Origin of the sequence: Sulfurospirillum tamanense, assembly GCF_016937535.1 — a bacterium.
GTDB lineage: Bacteria > Campylobacterota > Campylobacteria > Campylobacterales > Campylobacteraceae > Sulfurospirillum_B > Sulfurospirillum_B tamanense.
This window is the reverse complement of the sequence record NZ_JAFHKK010000009.1, coordinates 24,812-42,761: the sequence shown is the minus strand read 5'-3', so window position 1 is coordinate 42,761 and position 17,950 is coordinate 24,812. Positions and strand designations below refer to the sequence as shown.

The following is a 17,950-nucleotide window of genomic DNA, read 5'->3' as shown; positions in this document are numbered from 1 at the left end:
ACCATTATCCAAGAAACTCTAAAAGAATCAAAGGCCACAAAAGAAAACCTCCAAAAGGCCGAAACACGTTTGCAGTATGCGCGGGATTTGGTCACACAGTTAGCGGGCGTGGTAAACCAAAGCACTAAAAACGACCAACTGCTTACTGCGCGTCTAGGTACCCTAACCAAAGAAACTTCCGCAATCAAAAATGTTCTTGAAGCCATTGGTGAAATTGCAGACCAGACAAATCTTTTGGCTCTTAATGCTGCCATCGAAGCTGCGCGTGCAGGGGAGCACGGGAGAGGTTTTGCTGTAGTAGCCGATGAGGTGCGAATCTTGGCAGAAAGAACGCAAACAAGTCTGGAGGAGATCAACACAACCGTTGAGGGTACTGTGCGCTCTATCGAAGAGATTTCTCATTCTATCTCCAACAATTCCAAAGAGATTCAAAAACTCGCCAAAAACTCCGAAGAAGTGCAAGCCTCAGTAGATGAGGTTTCCTTGCTTATGCGCGATGTGGACGGGGTGGTTGATCGCTCCTTGGAGGGCTCAAAAACCATTGAGCAAGAAGCGCAAAAACTCATTGAAGTGGTACTCAAAGCAGACACCATGGCAACCAAAAACTCAACAGACGTAAACCACATTGTCGAAGCATCTCACAATCTGCGCACCCAGACCGACAGACTGCGCGCCAAACTTGAGGAGTTTAAGGTCTAGATTTTTACATGACCTGCTAAAAGCTTTGATGCAGGTCATGGCGAAAAAATCATAACTATGTTAATCTCCTTGCTAGTTTTTGCAAGGAGATTTTATGATTCAGCTTGGCATTAAGAGCAAACTGCTCGCCCTAACGTTTATTCCGCTGATTGGCTTGGTGTATCTGACCGCTACAAAAGTAGTGGATGATTACCGGTTTAATACTCAACTTACACAGGTGCATGCTCTTGTTGAGATGAGTAAAAGTATTTCACTTTTGATTCACGAAACCCAAAAAGAACGGGGTATGAGCGCAGGTTTTACGGGCAGCAAAGGTGCACAGTTCGCACAAACGCTTCCAGCTCAGCGTAGTGCTACTGACAAACAAGTGGGCGCGTTTAAGAGGGTAGCCTCTTTGGTGGATTTTTCTGTCTACCCTTCCTCTTTCAAAGAAGAAGTTGATGCTCTGCTTGAGGATTTAAGCCAATTGGCAAATATGCGTGAGCGCGTGAGCGCCCTTGAGCTTCCATTGGGTCAAGTGGTAAAATATTACACCGACATGAACAATAAAATGCTTGACATTACTGCCTACGCCGCCACGCTCTCTCCGAAAAACGATGTTACCAGAGCCCTTGTGGCCTATACGGCTTATCTTAAAGCTAAAGAGCGCGCGGGGGTTGAGCGCGCAGTGCTTAGCGGTACCTTTGGTGCAGATCGTTTTGCGCCAGGCATGTTTGAACGGGTAATAACGCTCATCGCAGAGCAAGCTTCGTACATGTCAGTGTTTTATGACAACACCACAGCGCAAGTGCGCGGGTATTATGCACAAGCACAAAAACACCCCTCTTTTGCTGAAGTGGCCCGCCTGAGAAACCTAGCTATTAGCAAGGGAAGCGAGGGAAACTTTGGTGTCAATGCGGAAAGTTGGTTTGCAACCATGACGGAAAAAATAGACCAACTTAAAGAAGTTGATGATAAAATCTCCCAAGAAATCGATGCTGTTATGGCAGCACACAAATCTACCGCTTTGACGGACGCTCTTATAGGAAGTGCTATTTTTCTTTTTTCATTGGTGATTGGCTGGGTGATAGCCAGAGACATACAACGGCGTGTTAATGCCTTGCGCAAAACCATTTTGGATGTTGCAACAAGTAAGGATTTGGGTCGACGTATTCACAGCAATGTGCAGGATGAATTTAGCGGAATATACACTTCTTTGGGCGAGTTTGTAGAAGGGCTGCACGGTGTGATTACTAAGACGCAAGAAGGGGCTAGGCAAAATGTTGCCGTTTCAGGTGAGCTTGCCTCGGCTTTTGGTCAAATATTGACAAATATTACTCGTGAGGTTGATATCATCAAAGAGAATTCTAGTGAGGCTTTGGCGCTCAAAAAAGCTCTCTTGGGGGTTTCCAAAGAGGCAAACACAACGCAAGGTGAAATGCTAGAAGCCCATAAGCAATTAGAGCATGCTCGTGTATTGATTGTTAATACAATTGAAAAAGTCAGTGAAAATTCCCATATGGAAATGGAGCTTGCAGGCAAGTTAACCCAATTAAGTCATGATGCAGAACAGGTGAAATCTGTACTGGATGTGATTGCGGATATTGCGGAGCAGACCAACCTTTTGGCTCTCAATGCTGCCATCGAAGCCGCGCGGGCAGGAGAGCACGGGCGCGGGTTTGCCGTGGTGGCCGATGAGGTGCGAAAACTGGCCGAAAAAACACAAAAATCTCTCATTGAAATTAACGCTACGATTAACGTGATTGTTCAATCTATTGTAGATACAAGTGGCGAAATGAATGCTGGCACTCAGCGCGTGCGCGTACTGGTGGAGCAAACAGATGAGGTTCAAAGCGAGGTTGAGGCGGTGAGTGCGACTATGGGAACTGCTGCGAAAAGCATCACTGAAACAACACAAGCAGTTAACCAAAGTGCCGGGCTTATGGATGCTTTTGTGCGCAAGCTAGAAACCCTGCAAGATATTTCGGCTTCAAACAGTACAAGTATTTCAGAAGCCGACAAGGTTGCCAAAGAGGTTGCAACCTTGTCCCATGAGCTTATTGCCATGCTTGCTCAGTTTAAAACTAGCACCCCAAAATAAACAAAGAAAAGGAGCGCTTTGTTTTGTTTTGGGGCAATGCTTCAAGAAGCCTAAAGTGTTGCCACCTTGTGTTACAATACCTTTACATGTAAAGGAGCATTCATGGCAGAAAAACATGCGAGCAAGCTGATTTTACGAAACTTGCGACGCGAAGATTATGCAGATATAAAAGCGATTATGGACAAAGTCTACCCCACCCTTGGCGGGTGGACAAAAAAAGAGTTTTATGCCCAACTCAAAGCCTTTCCCGAAGGGCAGATTTGTATCGAAGATGACAGCAAAGTTGTCGCAGCAGCGCAAAGTTTGATTGTGAATTATGGTAAATTTGGCGACCGCCACACCTACGAAGAGATCACAGGGGCAGGCTTATTGACCACCCACGATCCCGAAGGTGACACCTTGTACGGTTTGGACGTGTTTGTAGACCCAGAGTACCGTGGACTTCGCCTTGGAAGGCGGCTGTACGATGCGCGCAAAGAACTGTGCGTATGGCTCAACCTCAAACGCATCATCGCAGGGGGGCGCATCCCTGGTTATGCTAAATACGCCCACGAAATGACTCCCGCGCGCTATATCGAACAAGTCAAACACAAAGAAATCAGCGACCCTGTACTTGGCTTTCAACTGGCCAACGACTTTCACGTGCGGCGGATTCTTAAAGGCTATCTTAAAGGCGACCAAGCGTCCAAAGAGTACGCCACCTTGCTAGAGTGGAGTAACGTCGAGTACGAAGAGAGCCCCGAACAGCCTATCATTACCCGTTCTATCATTCGCATCGGCGCGGTGCAATGGCAGATGCGCAGTGTGCGGAGCGTGGAAGAGTTTTTAGATCAAGTGGAGTTTTTTGTAGACGCCATGGCGGGGTACCAGTCGGATTTTGTGCTCTTTCCTGAGTTTTTTAACGCACCTCTCATGGCCTTGCACCCCGAAGAAAGCCCCGAAGCTGCCATTCGCACCGTGGCTAGCTATACGGATGAGTTAGTAGAAAAAATCGGACAAATGGCAGTACGCTACAACACCAACATCATCGCAGGAAGCATGCCCGAATACCGCGACCAAGTGCTTTACAATACCAGCTACCTGTGCCGACGCGATGGCACCCATGCCTTTCAAAAGAAGCTTCACATCACTCCTGATGAGGAAGCGTACTGGGGGATGCAAGGGGGCGATAAACTCTCTGTTTTTGAAACGGACACAGGGCGCATCGGTGTGCTCATTTGTTACGACGTGGAGTTTCCGGAGCTTTCAAGATTGCTTGCCAAGCATCGGGTTGATATTTTGTTTGTGCCTTACTGGACAGACACCAAAAACGCCTATTTGCGCGTGCGTCGTTGTGCCCAAGCGCGGGCTATTGAAAACGAATGCTATGTGGTTATCTCGGGCAGTGTGGGCAACTTGCCCAAGGTAGAAAATATGGACATTCAGTACTCTCAAGCGGCGGTGTTTAGTCCTTCAGATTATGCGTTTGCTCATGATGCGACTATCGCCGAAGCCACGCCAAATACCGAGATGACCCTTGTAGCCGACCTTGACGTGCGTCTTTTAAAGGAGCTTCGTGAGCGCGGAAGCGTGCGCAACTTCCGTTCGCGCCGTGAAGATTTGTATACCCTTGAATGGAAGGGCGGGGTGGAGAATTTTTCTATCCTAAAAAGTTAACTTATTTTGCCACCCCGCGCAAACGCTCAGCGATGCCTTTGCGCGCCAGAGGGGTTTTCATGGGGAAGTTTGGGTCACTCACGTGCCTGACATCCTCAATGGAGTAAACCGCGCGCGGGTTGTAGTGTTGGATAAGCGGTATGATTTTTTTAGTCTGAGAGCGTTTGACAACTGTAAAGACGACATTGACTGGACCATCGTTGCCCTCGGCGTCCAAGGACGTGACACTGTGTCCGATTTCACGCAGTTTTGTGGCAAGAGCATGGGAGTCGCGTTTGGTGATGATGCGAATGACCACCATACCAAGGGCCAAACGATTTTCGATGTAAATGCCCAAATAATTCCCCAGAGAAAAGCCTAGCGCGTAGGCAAAAAAGTTGACAGGGTTGGTGAGGTTGCCCATGACTTGGGTGAGGGCGGTAAGCCAGATAATAATTTCAAAAAAGCCTAAAACGGGAGCCACGCGCCGCAAGCCTTTGGCTACAAAAATGATGCGCAAGGTGCCAATAGTAACGTCCGTGATGCGCGCCAAGCAGATAAGAAGTGGCACGCCATAGAGTCCAAACCACTCTGAGCTTAAAATCGTTGCAATGTCCATATTCTCTCCTTGTTTCGCGAAAGGTAGTATAACCCTAAGAAGCCAAATCTATCTTTACATGTAAAGCCAAGTGTAATTAAGTCTATATTAAAATTAAGCCTTTTCAAGGAGTGTTATGGAATATTGGCATCACATCTACAGCCACTTTGATCCTGTTGCTGTTTCTTTAGGCCCCATTGCGGTGCATTGGTATGGAATTATGTACGTAATGGCGCTTTTGAGCGCGCTGTTTATTGCCAAATGGTTTGTGAAAAAAGACAGCCTTCCTTTTGGTGAAAAAGCCTTGGATACCTATTTTTTATGGGTAGAAATAGGAGTGATTTTAGGTGCGCGCATAGGATATATTCTTTTTTATGACCCCAATGTTGTTTACTATTTGACCCACCCTTGGCAGATGTTTAACCCCTTTATTGATGGGACATTTGTGGGGATCCGCGGCATGAGCTACCACGGTGCGCTTGTGGGGTTTCTATTGGCCACGTGGGGGTTTTCAAAACGCCACAACAAAAACCCGTGGAGCTTTTTAGACCTTGTGGCCCTCTCGGTGCCTTTGGCTTATGTGTTTGGACGTGTGGGTAATTTTCTCAATCAAGAACTCATCGGACGTGCTACAGAAATGCCATGGGGGATTTACGTGGCAGGCGTGTTTCGCCACCCCTCTCAGCTGTACGAAGCGGTGCTTGAAGGGATTGTGGTATTTGTTGTTTTATATGCCTACCGTCACAAAAAACGTTTTGAAGGTGAGTTGATTGCGCTGTATGGTGCCTTGTATTCGGTGGCGAGGTTTGTGGCAGAGTTTTGGAGGGAGCCTGATTACCAATTGGGATTTATCGTGGGAGAGTGGATGAGTATGGGGCAATTGCTTTCTTTAATGATGCTGAGTGTTTCTGTGATTTTGTACTTGTTTCTTATGAAAAAACGCGCCCGTTGAGTCTCATTTTTGTCCCATCTTTTTGTTATAGTTGCAAGTATAAAGGATGACTTAAGGGCAAACGCGAATGCTTTGTAAGTTTTTCTTGGCTTTGAAAACAGGGAGACTTCCCCTGTTTTTTACCTGTGGAAATAAATTTCTAGTGAAAGGATCTAGCGTGAGTGACCTAATTGAAGGTTTTTTAGGCAAGTCAGTTGAGGGCAAGAAGAGTAAGTTGCCTGCACAACTGGATTATATCCAGAGTGCGACAGGGCTCTTTTTGGGATTGTTTATGTGGGTGCACATGTTCTTTGTTTCTACCATTTTAATTAGCAAAGACTTTATGTACGACGTAGTTCAAATGCTTGAGGGAAGTATGTTTTTAAAAGAACCCCAACCGGCTATCACTTCATTTGCAGTGTTGGTTGTGTCGGCGGTATTTATCGCACACGGACTTCTTGCAATGAGAAAATTGCCGATTAATTTTAGACAATGGCAATCGTATCGTACACATATGGGCATGATGAACCATAAGGACACATCTTTATGGTTTATTCAGGCTGCTACAGGTTTTGTATTGTTCTTCTTGGGTTCTGCACATCTTGCGATGATGTTTGCAAAATCACATGAAATTGGTCCGTACGCTTCGGCGGACAGAATGTATACCGATATTATGTGGCCTTTTTACCTTCTTTTACTTTTAGCTGTTGAATTCCACGGAAGTATCGGGTTGTATCGTCTTTGCGTTAAATGGGGATGGTTTGAAGGTGCGAATGCTAAGGAAACAAGAGCAAAGCTCAAAAAACTAAAATGGGCGATTACGGTGTTCTTTTTGGGACTCGGTCTCGTAACACTTGCAGCATATGTAAAAATTGGCTATGAACATAGAGATAATGCGGGTGAGCGCTATGAGCGAACATCTCATCTAGAATTGCGACATGACGGAAAGGTGAAGGCATAATGAATATCAAATACTGTGACGCATTGGTAATTGGAGGTGGTTTGGCGGGGCTTCGAGCCGCAGTAGAAACCGCTAGGCAAGGGTTGAGCACAACAGTGCTGAGCATGATTCCTGTAAAGCGTTCGCACTCTGCTGCTGCGCAAGGGGGAATGCAAGCAAGTTTAGGAAACTCCAAAATGAGTGAAGGAGATAACGAAGACTTGCACTTTCAAGATACGGTCAAAGGAAGCGACTGGGGCTGTGATCAAGACGTCGCGCGGATGTTTGTTACCGTTGCGCCTAAAGCCATTCGCGAGCTTGCTGCTTGGGGCGTGCCTTGGACACGTATTTCACGGGGTAAACGTACAGCGATTATTAATGCTGAGCGTACTGTGATTGATGAGAAAGAAGAAGTCCACGGGTTGATTCACTCACGTGACTTTGGTGGCACAAAAAAATGGCGCACCTGCTACACCTCCGACGCAACAGGCCACACCATGTTATTTGCTGTTGCTAACGAAGCGTTGAAGCACAATGTAAATGTGGAAGACCGTAAAGAAGCTATCGCGCTGATCCACGAGAACAACCAGTGCTTTGGTGCTGTTGTGCGTGATTTGGTGACAGGGGAATTGACCGCGTATGTTGCCAAAGGAACCTTGATTGCTACAGGTGGATACGGACGATTATACCGACAAACAACCAACGCAGTAAACTGTGAAGGTATCGGCGCGGCCATCGCTCTTGAAACAGGTGTTGCAAAACTTGGTAACATGGAAGCGGTTCAGTTTCACCCAACGCCCATCGTTCCTTCCGGTATTTTGTTGACAGAAGGATGCCGCGGGGATGGTGGTTTGTTGCGTGACGTGGACGGACACCGTTTTATGCCTGATTATGAACCTGAGAAAAAAGAGTTAGCTAGCCGTGACGTTGTAAGCCGTCGTATGATGGAACACATCCGTAATGGCAAGGGCGTTCCTTCTCCGTATGGCGAGCACGTTTGGCTTGACATTTCGATTCTCGGCCGTGAGCACATTGAGAAAAACTTGCGCGACGTACAAGAAATTTGCCAGATCTTTAACGGCATTGACCCTGCGGATGAAGGTCCAAAAGGGTGGGCACCAGTTCTTCCAATGCAACACTACTCCATGGGTGGCATCCGCACCAATGCAAAAGGTGAATCTCCAACCCTTAAAGGCCTCTTTAGTGCCGGTGAAGCAGCGTGCTGGGATATGCACGGATTTAACCGTTTGGGTGGGAACTCCGTAAGTGAAACTGTTGTAGCGGGGATGATTGTAGGAGATTACTTTGCAAAACACTGTACAACAACGCAAATTACGGTAAGTACTACAGCCATTGAACGTGCGGTAAAAAAACAAGAAGCGTTTATCGATCATCTCCTCAAGGGTGAGGGTAAAAACGATATCTTTACTATCAAAAATCGTATGAAAGACATTATGTGGGACAAGGTGTCTATTTTTAGAGACCACAAGGGTTTAACAGAGGCAGTAAATGAACTTCAAGAGCTTTTGAAAAAATCACACGATGTTACCGTAAAATCAAAAACACGTGCCGCCAATCCTGAGCTTGAAGAAGCCTATCGTGTGCCTATGATGCTTAAGCTTGCATTGTGCCTTGCTGAGGGCGCTCTTCGCCGTACTGAAAGCCGTGGAGCACACTACCGTGAAGATTACCTCAAGCGGGATGATGCCAACTGGCTAAACCGAACCCTTACTTCATGGAAAGAAGGAGACTTGATGCCAACGGTTGAATATGAGCCATTGGATATCATGAAAATGGAAATCCCGCCAGCGTTTAGGGGATACGGTGTTAAAGGGAACATTATTGAACACCCCGATAGCGCAAAACGCCAAGAAGAAGTGGATTGCATTCGTGAAGAGATGGAAAAAGCCGGAAAAAGCCGTCATGAAATTCAAGATGCGCTAATGCCGTTTGAACTACAACCTCAATTTAAAGCACTTAACGAACGAGTAGGAGTTGGTTATGAGTAGAAAAATCACCATTCGGGCACTAAAATATGACCCACAAAGCAAGATTTCTAAGCCCCATTTTGCAGAATATACATTGGAAGAAACGCCAGGGATGACCTTGTTCATTGCTCTTAATATGATTCGTGAAAAATACGACGCAGATTTGAGCTTTGACTTTGTGTGTCGTGCAGGTATTTGCGGAAGTTGTGGCATGATGGTTAATGGTGAGCCAAAATTAGCATGTCGAACCCTTACGAAAGATTTTCCTGATGGCGTGATTCAACTCATGCCAATGCCAGCATTTAAACTCATCAAAGACCTTTCTGTCAACACAGGCGTGTGGATGGACGCAATGAGCAAGCGTGTTGAAAGCTGGATTCACTCCTCAAAAGTGACCGACATTTCAAAAATCGAAGAGCGCATTGAGCCTGAGATTGCAGACCAAGCCTTTGAACTAGACCGTTGTATTGAGTGTGGCATCTGTGTTGCGGCGTGTGGCACCAAGTTAATGCGTCCAGATTTTGTGGGGGCGGTTGGACTAAACCGTATTGCACGTTTTGAGGTTGATCCACTGGATGAGAGAACTGATGAGGATTATTATGAGCTTGTCGGTGATGACGATGGTGTTTTTGGATGTATGAGTCTTTTGGCTTGCGAAGATTATTGCCCCAAGCACCTTCCGCTTCAAAGCAAAATTGCCTACATGCGCCGTAAGCTTGTAGCTCTTAAATAATACCCTTCTTTTCTTTGCCGCAACCTTTTGGTTGCGGCGCTCTTATCTTTGTAACACCAACTACAGAATCCTCTTTTATCTTACTTTTTTTCGATATACTACTAGTTTTTAAAATTGAGACACGTTAAAGGAGAGCATTCGTGAAGATTACGCAACATGGGAATGAACTACGCTTTGATGAAAATCTTTTCATCGTCTCTAAAACAGATTTAAAAGGTCGCATTACCTACGCCAATGACCTTTTTATAGAAGTCTCCGAGTATAGCGAAGACGAATTAATTGATGCGCCGCATAATATTTTACGGCATCCCGACATGCCTCGTGCAGTGTTTAAACTTTTGTGGGACACCATTAGCGGAGGAAAAGAGATCTTTGCTTATGTAAAAAACCGTTCAAAAACAGGAAAATTTTATTGGGTGCATGCCTTTGTTACGCCTGAATTTGACCCCAAAACAAAGGCTATTACAGGGTATCACTCTGTGCGCCGATCCCCAAGCCAAAAAGGAGTCGAAGCAGTTGTCCCCTTGTATGAAAAAATGCTCCAAGCTGAACGTGGTGGTGGCATGGATGCCTCTATTCGACTTTTAAACGAAACCCTATCCCAACACAAGGTGAGCTACGATGATTTCATCCTTTCCTTTGAATAAAATTTCTTCATTGGCAAAAATTCAATATGCCAATATTATCTCTCTTGTAGCATTTACGCTTGTTTTTTTTCTTGAAGTATATGTTAATGGTTTTCATGCGATTCAGGTTATTAGCCTTTCTAATTTTGCTCTTGCTTGGTTTATGTTTATCAATATTCGCAAGGTCCAAGCAACGATTCATTCTTTAGCAGACATTGTTGACAAGAGTTCTCACGGTAATCTCCATGGACGTATTGTTAAAGTAAGGGATGGTGGAGAGCTTAAGACGTTGTGTTCCAACATGAACATGCTGTTGGATAATTTTGAACTTCTTACCAAGGAAGTAAATGCAACCATTCAGGCTGCTTCCAAAGAGCAATTCGGCCGTAAAATTTTGCAAAAAGGAATGCACGGCGAGTTTAAAGCCCAGTCAAATCTTATCAATACCGCAGTGAGTGCAATGAAGGCCAACCATGAATTTATTGCCAAAAACACCCTCAATGCGGAACTTGCCCGCGTGAGTAGTTCTTCGGATGATTTTAGTACGGTGCAACAAGATTTAAAAACCGTCGTGGAGCGCCTTAAGGAAATTGTTTCAAACAGTGAAATTTCAAGTCAAAAAACAAAAGAGAGTTATAACGACCTTAATGAAACGGTAGAAAAAATTATTCGCTTAGTGCAGTATGTGGATCAAAACGAATCAAGTATTCGCGTGTTGGCTCAACGCACCGAAGAGATTAGTAGTGTGGTAGAAACCATCAACGACATTGCTGACAAGACCAACCTTTTGGCCCTTAATGCTGCCATCGAAGCCGCGCGCGCAGGAGAGCACGGACGCGGGTTTGCCGTAGTGGCTGATGAGGTACGAAAGCTTGCCGAAACAACCCAAAAAGCGACCGCAGAGATTGAAATTTCTATCAAAACGTTGCAACAAGAAACCAGTGAAATTGAGGCAAGTGCAGTAAAAATGAAAGCCAATGCCGATGAATCCAACACGACTCTTGATAAACTTTCTTCTACGTTTGAAGAGTTGCTCTCTTATTCTAGCGCAACCTCCGTGAGCATCGGCTCTATTCAGCGCACCATCGATACAACTTTGGCAAAGATGCACCATGCTATTTTCAAATCCGACACCTATAATGCCGTTTATGTGGCAGGGGTTTACCATAACCTACCAGGCCTTGATGCGACGGAATTTGGAAAATGGTATACCCAAGAGGGTAAAAAGTTATTTGAAAATGCCAGAAGCTATGAGAAGATTTACGTTCCGTATCAAAAACTTTATACCAACGTAGAAAAAGTAGCCCGCTACACCAAAGAGGGTGAAGAGACGCTTTTGGGGCACCAAGAGGAAATTATTGGGCTCTTTAAAGAAGTGGAACAAGAGAGTAAAAAAATGTTTGATTATCTGGATGAGACACTTAGGGAGCAAAACGCGGCCTGAGGTTAAACTCTATTGAAAGAATGGGGCAGGTTATTTTTTTAATGCCCCTCTTTCCTTTTTTGTGATACCCTTTTGCCTTCTTAAATGTGACTTACATGTAAAGAAGGAAAAATGAAAGAAGTCGAATCTTACCTAGCCTCTTTTTGGCCCACTGCTTGTTCTGATTTTTCTCCCGCACTTTTTATGCCAGAGTTTGCTCCCTCGCTTTTTTCGATGGTGCTAACCGTGAATGCTGAAAATTTTGATTATGTTAAAAACCTCCCCTCATTTCAAGAAGCTTATGAGCTTATATTTAAAGAAGAACCAACCACGCATGAGGCTATGTGTTGTGCCCAAAAAGCTCTTCTTGCATATCTTTTATGTGATGCCACAATGTGGCAAGAAACGCTGGCGTGCTTGGATGCGCTCCACAAAGCAGCTATTCTCCCTCAAAAACAGCAAGAAGCTTTGCACCAACTCCCTTTACATGTAGAGCCCTCACTTCCTGCGTTTTCCCTCGACATGCCCGTGGCGGAAGGGTTTGATTTTCACGGGCAAAAAGAGGCATTGTTAAAAGTTGCCCATACGCTTTTTGAGGAGCTTTTGGAGAGCCAAAGTCTCAAGGAGAGCTGCCAAAGCGTCATCCAACGCCTTGGAGATACTGCCTTTTCCATCGGCATCACTGGGGTTATGAACGCAGGAAAATCCACCTTTTTAAATGCCTTGTTAAAACAAGAAATCCTAGGAACATCCACTGTCCCCGAAACGGCCAACCTTGCCATCATCAAGCACGCCACCACACCCCAAGCAATCGTGCATTTTTGGAATGCCGCAGAGTGGGAAAGCATCGAACAAAGTGCGCAAAACAGCGAGTCGATGGCCCGTTTTGTGGAAACTACCAAAGCGCGTTTTGGCGCAGAGTGGGCAACGCTGGTGCGCCCTGAAGGTGTTTCCCAAACCATCCCCCTTGAAACCCTAGGCCAATTTACCTCCGCTAAGCTCTCCGAAGGGAAATGCAACCTCGTCAAATGCGTTGAGCTGTACACGGACGTGGCCTTAGCCCAAGAGGGGGTAAGCATCGTAGATACTCCCGGTCTTGATGATCCTGTGGTGCAGCGCGAGGAGATTACCAAGCAGTATTTGGTGCAATGCGATGTCATGATTCACCTCATGAACGCGAGCCAATCTGCCACCAAAAAAGACGTGGATTTTATCATCGATGCGTTAACGTACCAACGCATTTCGCGCCTTGTGATTTTGATTACGCGGGTAGATATGCTAAGCAGTGCTGAGCTTGAGGAAGTGATAGAATACACCACGCGAAGCATCACCAACCAACTCAAGTCCCTCGGAAAAGCGCAGCTCATTGAGCCTATTTTAAAGAAAATCGCCATCTTTCCCGTCGCAGGAGAGCTCGCACTGTGGCACCGCACGGGTCGAGCTAAAGAGGCCTTAGCGCGCGGTTACGACGAAGAACAAACGGGAATTTTGGCCATTGAGCGCTACTTGCACGAAGTGTTGTTTGGCAAAGAAAACGAGCGCGCGACCTTGGCTATTGGGGCTAACACAAAAGCGTTGCGACTTGTTTGCGAGCAACAACACACCCAGTATGGCGAGCACCTTGCGCGTTTGGATGTTTCCGTGGAAGAGCTAGAGCGCAGGTACGACGCTTTGAAAGAACAAAACGTGCGGGCAAATTTGGAGCGTTTATTGGAAGAACTAGAGCGTCTCAAAGGGGAATTTGAAAGCTACCTTGCCACCATGAAGCAATTTGCCAGCTCTCGTTTTGCCACCCTTCGCGCCGAACTTTTACGCCGACTGGCCAGCGACATCACCTACACCTTGCGCAAAGAGAGCCGTTTTCCAAAGTCCGAGCGTCTTGAAATGATGATTTATACTGCAGTCAAAGACGGTCTCATGGACACCTTGCGCGAATACCGCTTTGCGTTGTACCGCCACATGGGTGCTCAAAGTGAGTCTTTGAGTGTGGAGTACGCCACTGTGTGTGCCATCGAACCTCTTGCCTTTGACCCCAAAGCGTACATCGACGAAGCGGCCAAAAAAGGGTTGTTGAGCGCGGATAATTCCTTGCTTAGCGATGTCTTATGTGGACTTGTGGCGCGGGCTTCCAAAAAGCAAACCGAACCCCTGTTTGAAGCGATGGAGAAGACCATTGCTACTTTTTTTGAACAATTGGAGCACAAAAGCATGCCGCGATTATACGAAGTGGGCAGTGAGATGGTGGCGCAGTTTTACGCCCAAACCCAAGCCCCTGCCCAAGAAGCAAGGGCGCAGATTGACGAAGAAGAAAAAGCCTTGAAAGAGGCGTTGGCACTGGCGTTGAGTGAGCAAAAAACCCTTGACGTGCGCAAGCAAGAACTAAGACAAAAACGTGCCGGCCTCGAAGAAGTCATGGCGTATTTTGACGGGGTGCGCCCATGAGACACCCACTTTTTGACGCCTTTATCAAAGCTTATTACCCGCCCAAAACCTTTACCCACCCTTTGCTTGGAGCCATCGAAGCCTTTAGGCAAACGTTGATGCACGAAGAATCCCCTTTGAAAGAGGCACTTGATGCTCTTGTGCGCCGTGTGGAAGAGCCTATGAAAGTGGCGATTACGGGGCAGTTTTCCAGCGGAAAATCTACCTTTTTAAACGCCCTTCTTTCCAAAAACATCCTCCCTACTGGCGTAACGCCAGTCACATCCAAGGTCAACTACATCCGCTACGGGGAGGAGTTTAAGCTTCAAGTGCATTATTATGATGGACGCGAAGCGTTTTATGGGGTTGAAAATATCGCCAGTTTTACAGACCAGCGTGAAAGCGTAGAGCAAACCAAATACCTCACCCTGTATGCCCCTTTGGAGCTTTTGAAAGAAGTGGTTTTCGTGGACACGCCAGGGCTAAATTCCCAAGCCCACAGCGACACTGAAACCACCCAAGCGGTACTTAGGGAGGTCGATGGCATCATTTGGCTCACCTTGATGGACAATGCAGGGAAGCTGAGTGAAGTGGAAGTGTTGGAACAGTACATGGACGCCTACGCGTCAAAATCCTTGTGCGTGCTCAACCAAAAAGATAAATTTTCCGAAGAAAACATCCAAAAAACTACGGCTTATGTCAAAGAAGCCTTAGGCGAATACTTTGGCGAAGTGGTAGCGATTTCCGCCAAACAAGCCCTTGAAGCGCGTTCTCACAGCCATGAAGCACAACTTGAGGCAACCCTTGAGGATTTGCTTGAGGGGCTGGAGCTTACATGTAAACAAGCCCAGTTTCTTCCGCAAAAAGAGGCGCTAGAGGCGCAGATTGAGGGGTATTTGCAAAGGGTTGCGCGCATTGCCGCTTCAGACAGTGCAAGTAACGCTTCTTTGTTGCAAGATTCCAATATCGAAGCGGTGTTAGGGTTTATCTCCCAAGAGATTCGCCCGCAAGCCCAAGATGCTAAAGTGTACGCGATTCAAAAAGAGCTCACTTCTTTGCGCGGGCGCATCCTCGCCCAACACCGTGAAATCATGGCGGCCCATGAGGCTCTTGAGGACATCTTGGAAACCTTTGAAGCTAAGGCACAACAAACCTTTGAAGCTTTGAAAGCGCGCTTTGGTAAAGAGCTTGGTTTGGCGTTTGTAAAAATCGAAAACATCATCGACAAGATTGCATCGGAGATTTTTACGCACATCGACAGCGAAACTCGCGTGCGTTATGGAGCCCAAAAAGCGGGGCTTTTGAAAGGCAAAACAACGTACATTCCCCACGAATACCGTGTGGCGAAGATTCATGCAGACCGAGTGTACAAGGTGTTGTTTTACGATGAAGATTTGATTGGCAAGATGTTCAAACAATACGTGAAAAACCTGCGCGTGATTCAAGATGTAGTAAACCAAGAAAACAGCCTGATTTACAAAGAATTTGAGCGTGCCGTGCAAGGGTGGCAAAAAATCTATGAAGCCAAAACTCCCCAAGATGCCTTGCACAGCAAGGATGCTTTTGCTGCGTTGCGCCGTTTTGCTTCCAAGGCGTACGAGACTTTTTTAAAGCCTTTTAACGATGAGATTCGAGGTTCTTATGCACAAATCTCCTCCCAATTTAACCACTTAAGTTCGGCGGTGAGTTTTAACTACCAAAACGCGACGGAAGTGAGTGTGGGATTTTTGGAGCGCAAAATCAGTGAGTCCATTAAACTCTACGAAGAAAATCCAAGCCAGTTTCCTCTTTATCAACCCAAATTGGAGGAAATCAAAACACGCCTACGTACCAGCTTTCATCTGTATGAGTTAGAAAATATGATGCATTCGCGCAACACTTTTTTGAACAAAAATTACGACTGGCTCATGCGCCAATTTTCCAAGATAAAAGCCGAAAAAATAGCCTTTTTAGAGGAGAGAAAAGCCTTACATGTAAGGCATATTGAGGCGCTTGAAGCCTTTACATGTAAGGATTAGGCAAATAGGTTTTTGGCCCCGGGTGTGAGCCGAAACACTTCGTAGCATTTGGGCGTCGCAATGCGTCCACGTGCGGTGCGTTCGATGTAACCTTTGGCGATGAGGTAAGGTTCGATGACATCTTCCACCGTGCCTTCGTCCTCGCTCAATGCCGCAGCAATGGTGCCAAGCCCCAAAGGACGCCCTTTGGATTCGAGCAAAATGCGCAAAAACCGCAAGTCCATTTCATCAAACCCCATGTCGTTGACGCCTAGTTCATCTAGCCCGTATTGGGCGCGTTCTAGGCTAATGACAGCTTCATCTTCCACGTCCGCGTAATCGCGCACCCGTTTTAACAGCCGAAGGGCGATGCGTGGGGTTCCTCTTGCCCGCTTGGCAAGTTCGGCTGCGGCTTCATTAAGGCAGGGTTTTTCGAGCTTTTGTCCCGCTTTTTGAACGATGCGCCCTAGCTCTTCGGGGGTGTAAAACTGCAAACGAAAGTGCATCCCAAAGCGGTCACGAAGCGGTGAGCTTATCATCCCCGCGCGCGTCGTGGCACCGATGAGCGTAAAACGGGGCAGGTCGATTTTAATGGTCTGTGCCGCGGGGCCAGAACCGATGATAATGTCAAGACGAAAATCCTCCATGGCAGGGTAAAGAATCTCTTCGATTGAGGCAGAGAGACGGTGGATTTCGTCAATGAAGAGCACATCGCCCTCTTCAAGGTTGGTTAAAATAGCGGCCAAGTCGCCACTCTTTTCAATCATGGGCGCGGCGGTGATTTTGATATTGGCACCCATCTCAGCGGCGATGAGGTAAGCGAGTGTGGTTTTTCCAAGCCCTGGAGGGCCAAAGAAAAGCACGTGGTCTAGGGCTTCATTGCGTTTTTTGGATGCTTTGATAAAGACTTGGAGGTTCTTTTTGATTTTCTCTTGCCCGATGTAATCTTCCCACGTACTAGGGCGCAAAGAGCTTTCGTATTCGCTCTCAAAACTCATCTTTTCGATTTCGATGATGCGTTCCATTAATAGCTCGTTGTGGCGTCTGGAAACTGGCGCGCTGTCACTTCTTTGGCATACGTTGCCATGGCTTCTTCGATGAGCGTCGCTCCTTCGAGGTAGCGTTTGACAAACTTGGGTTTGAACTCGTTGAAAAACCCAAAGGCGTCACTCCACACAAGCACTTGTCCGTCCACGCCATTGCCCGCACCGATTCCGATGAGCGGGACATTGACGCTTTGGGCGACCTTGGTGGCGACCTCGGACACTACACCCTCAATCACCATGCAAAACACACCCGCTTTTTCTAAGGCTTTAGCGTCTTGGATGAGCGCGGCTTCTTGGTCGGCGTCTTTGCCTTTGACCTTGTACCCTCCCTCGGCGCGCACGTTTTGGGGGAGTAGCCCGATGTGCCCCATGACGGCGATACCGTTACATGTAAGGTGGGAAATGAGGGCTGCGCGCTCTTTTCCGCCTTCGATTTTTACCGCAGTTGCGGCACTTTCTTGGTAAACACGCATGGCATTAGCGAGGCCAATTTCGGGCGTGGCGTAGCTTCCAAAGGGCATGTCAAGCACTACAAGTGCTCCGGGAGCGCCTTGGCACACGGCTTTGGTATGGTACAGCATGATGTCCATGGTGGCACCTAGTGTGTCGCTTTGGCCTCCAAAACTCATCTGCAAACTGTCCCCCACAAGAAGGATGTCAGCGTGGGGCGCAAAGAGAGAAGCAAAGAGGGCGTCGTAGGCGGTGATCATCACAATGGGGGCGTTGTTTTTTTTCTTTTTTATCGATAAAATCGTATGTTTGGTTGTCTTTTGTGAGACAATGCTCATGGGGTTGCCTTTGGCTGAAGTGAATGGATTTTAGCAAAAAAATGG

General features: G+C 46.8%; 13 protein-coding genes and 1 pseudogene. 11 read left to right on the top strand and 3 right to left on the bottom strand.

The window, feature by feature from the left end; genetic code table 11:
* Positions 1-204 precede the first annotated feature (204 nt).
* The 3 genes and pseudogenes from JWV37_RS12955 to JWV37_RS05580 all read left to right on the top strand — a co-directional run.
* Positions 205-699, top strand: a pseudogene (locus JWV37_RS12955) (methyl-accepting chemotaxis protein); the annotation flags it as partial.
* 94 nt (positions 700-793) lie between these two features.
* Positions 794-2,779 carry a methyl-accepting chemotaxis protein gene (locus JWV37_RS05585; protein ID WP_205458792.1) on the top strand — a complete coding sequence of 662 codons (1,986 nt, stop codon included), beginning with the start codon at positions 794-796 and terminating at the stop codon, positions 2,777-2,779.
* A 102-nt stretch (positions 2,780-2,881) separates the two neighbouring features.
* A complete protein-coding gene (locus JWV37_RS05580) occupies positions 2,882-4,435 on the top strand; it encodes a bifunctional GNAT family N-acetyltransferase/carbon-nitrogen hydrolase family protein (RefSeq protein WP_205458791.1) in 1,554 nt (517 codons plus the stop codon).
* 1 nt (position 4,436) lies between these two features.
* On the opposite strand, the gene JWV37_RS05575 is transcribed toward JWV37_RS05580, so the two are convergent.
* The gene (locus JWV37_RS05575; RefSeq protein WP_240332047.1) at positions 4,437-5,033 is read right to left on the bottom strand and encodes a DUF2179 domain-containing protein; all 597 of its coding nucleotides are present in this window, start codon (positions 5,031-5,033) and stop codon (positions 4,437-4,439) included.
* A 115-nt stretch (positions 5,034-5,148) separates the two neighbouring features.
* Between JWV37_RS05575 and lgt the strand changes: the two genes are divergently transcribed.
* The 8 genes from lgt (at position 5,149) to JWV37_RS05535 (ending at position 16,092) form a co-directional block, all read left to right on the top strand.
* Entirely contained in the window at positions 5,149-5,964 is an 816-nt protein-coding gene (gene lgt / locus JWV37_RS05570; protein WP_205458790.1) for a prolipoprotein diacylglyceryl transferase, read from the top strand.
* 157 nt (positions 5,965-6,121) lie between these two features.
* A complete protein-coding gene (locus JWV37_RS05565; protein ID WP_205458789.1) occupies positions 6,122-6,904 on the top strand; it encodes a fumarate reductase cytochrome b subunit in 783 nt (260 codons plus the stop codon).
* A complete protein-coding gene (locus JWV37_RS05560; protein ID WP_205458788.1) occupies positions 6,904-8,892 on the top strand; it encodes a fumarate reductase flavoprotein subunit in 1,989 nt (662 codons plus the stop codon). Before JWV37_RS05565 ends, JWV37_RS05560 begins: the two co-directional genes overlap by 1 nt.
* On the top strand, positions 8,885-9,604 hold the full coding sequence (locus JWV37_RS05555; protein WP_205458787.1) for a fumarate reductase iron-sulfur subunit: 720 nt from the start codon (positions 8,885-8,887) through the stop codon (positions 9,602-9,604). The genes JWV37_RS05560 and JWV37_RS05555 overlap by 8 nt, the downstream gene beginning before the upstream one ends.
* Positions 9,605-9,744: 140 nt before the next feature.
* Positions 9,745-10,251: a PAS domain-containing protein gene (locus tag JWV37_RS05550; protein ID WP_205458786.1), complete on the top strand. Its 507-nt coding sequence runs from the start codon at positions 9,745-9,747 to the stop codon at positions 10,249-10,251.
* The gene (locus tag JWV37_RS05545) at positions 10,226-11,674 is read left to right on the top strand and encodes a methyl-accepting chemotaxis protein (protein ID WP_205458785.1); all 1,449 of its coding nucleotides are present in this window, start codon (positions 10,226-10,228) and stop codon (positions 11,672-11,674) included. The genes JWV37_RS05550 and JWV37_RS05545 overlap by 26 nt, the downstream gene beginning before the upstream one ends.
* A 111-nt stretch (positions 11,675-11,785) precedes the next feature.
* Positions 11,786-14,095 (top strand): dynamin family protein, encoded by a 2,310-nt coding sequence (locus JWV37_RS05540; protein WP_205458784.1) that lies wholly within the window; start codon positions 11,786-11,788, stop codon positions 14,093-14,095.
* Positions 14,092-16,092, top strand: coding sequence for a dynamin family protein (locus JWV37_RS05535; protein ID WP_205458783.1), 2,001 nt, complete (start codon positions 14,092-14,094; stop codon positions 16,090-16,092). Before JWV37_RS05540 ends, JWV37_RS05535 begins: the two co-directional genes overlap by 4 nt.
* On the opposite strand, the gene ruvB is transcribed toward JWV37_RS05535, so the two are convergent.
* Both ruvB and panB read right to left on the bottom strand, forming a co-directional pair.
* Positions 16,089-17,096, bottom strand: coding sequence for a Holliday junction branch migration DNA helicase RuvB (gene ruvB / locus JWV37_RS05530; protein ID WP_205458782.1), 1,008 nt, complete (start codon positions 17,094-17,096; stop codon positions 16,089-16,091). The genes JWV37_RS05535 and ruvB overlap by 4 nt on opposite strands.
* Complete coding sequence (gene panB, locus JWV37_RS05525) at positions 17,096-17,905, bottom strand: 3-methyl-2-oxobutanoate hydroxymethyltransferase (RefSeq protein ID WP_205458781.1); 810 nt, start codon at positions 17,903-17,905, stop codon at positions 17,096-17,098. Before panB ends, ruvB begins: the two co-directional genes overlap by 1 nt.
* Between the last annotated feature and the right edge of the window lie 45 nt (positions 17,906-17,950).

Coding starts and splice junctions, on each gene's coding strand:
- JWV37_RS05585 (WP_205458792.1), top strand. CDS start 794: ATGATTCAGCTTGGCATTAAGAGCAAACTGCTCGCCCTAACGTTTATT.
- JWV37_RS05580 (WP_205458791.1), top strand. CDS start 2,882: ATGGCAGAAAAACATGCGAGCAAGCTGATTTTACGAAACTTGCGACGC.
- JWV37_RS05575 (WP_240332047.1), bottom strand. CDS start 5,033: ATGGACATTGCAACGATTTTAAGCTCAGAGTGGTTTGGACTCTATGGC.
- lgt (WP_205458790.1), top strand. CDS start 5,149: ATGGAATATTGGCATCACATCTACAGCCACTTTGATCCTGTTGCTGTT.
- JWV37_RS05560 (WP_205458788.1), top strand. CDS start 6,904: ATGAATATCAAATACTGTGACGCATTGGTAATTGGAGGTGGTTTGGCG.
- JWV37_RS05555 (WP_205458787.1), top strand. CDS start 8,885: ATGAGTAGAAAAATCACCATTCGGGCACTAAAATATGACCCACAAAGC.
- JWV37_RS05545 (WP_205458785.1), top strand. CDS start 10,226: ATGATTTCATCCTTTCCTTTGAATAAAATTTCTTCATTGGCAAAAATT.
- JWV37_RS05540 (WP_205458784.1), top strand. CDS start 11,786: ATGAAAGAAGTCGAATCTTACCTAGCCTCTTTTTGGCCCACTGCTTGT.
- JWV37_RS05535 (WP_205458783.1), top strand. CDS start 14,092: ATGAGACACCCACTTTTTGACGCCTTTATCAAAGCTTATTACCCGCCC.
- ruvB (WP_205458782.1), bottom strand. CDS start 17,096: ATGGAACGCATCATCGAAATCGAAAAGATGAGTTTTGAGAGCGAATAC.
- panB (WP_205458781.1), bottom strand. CDS start 17,905: ATGAGCATTGTCTCACAAAAGACAACCAAACATACGATTTTATCGATA.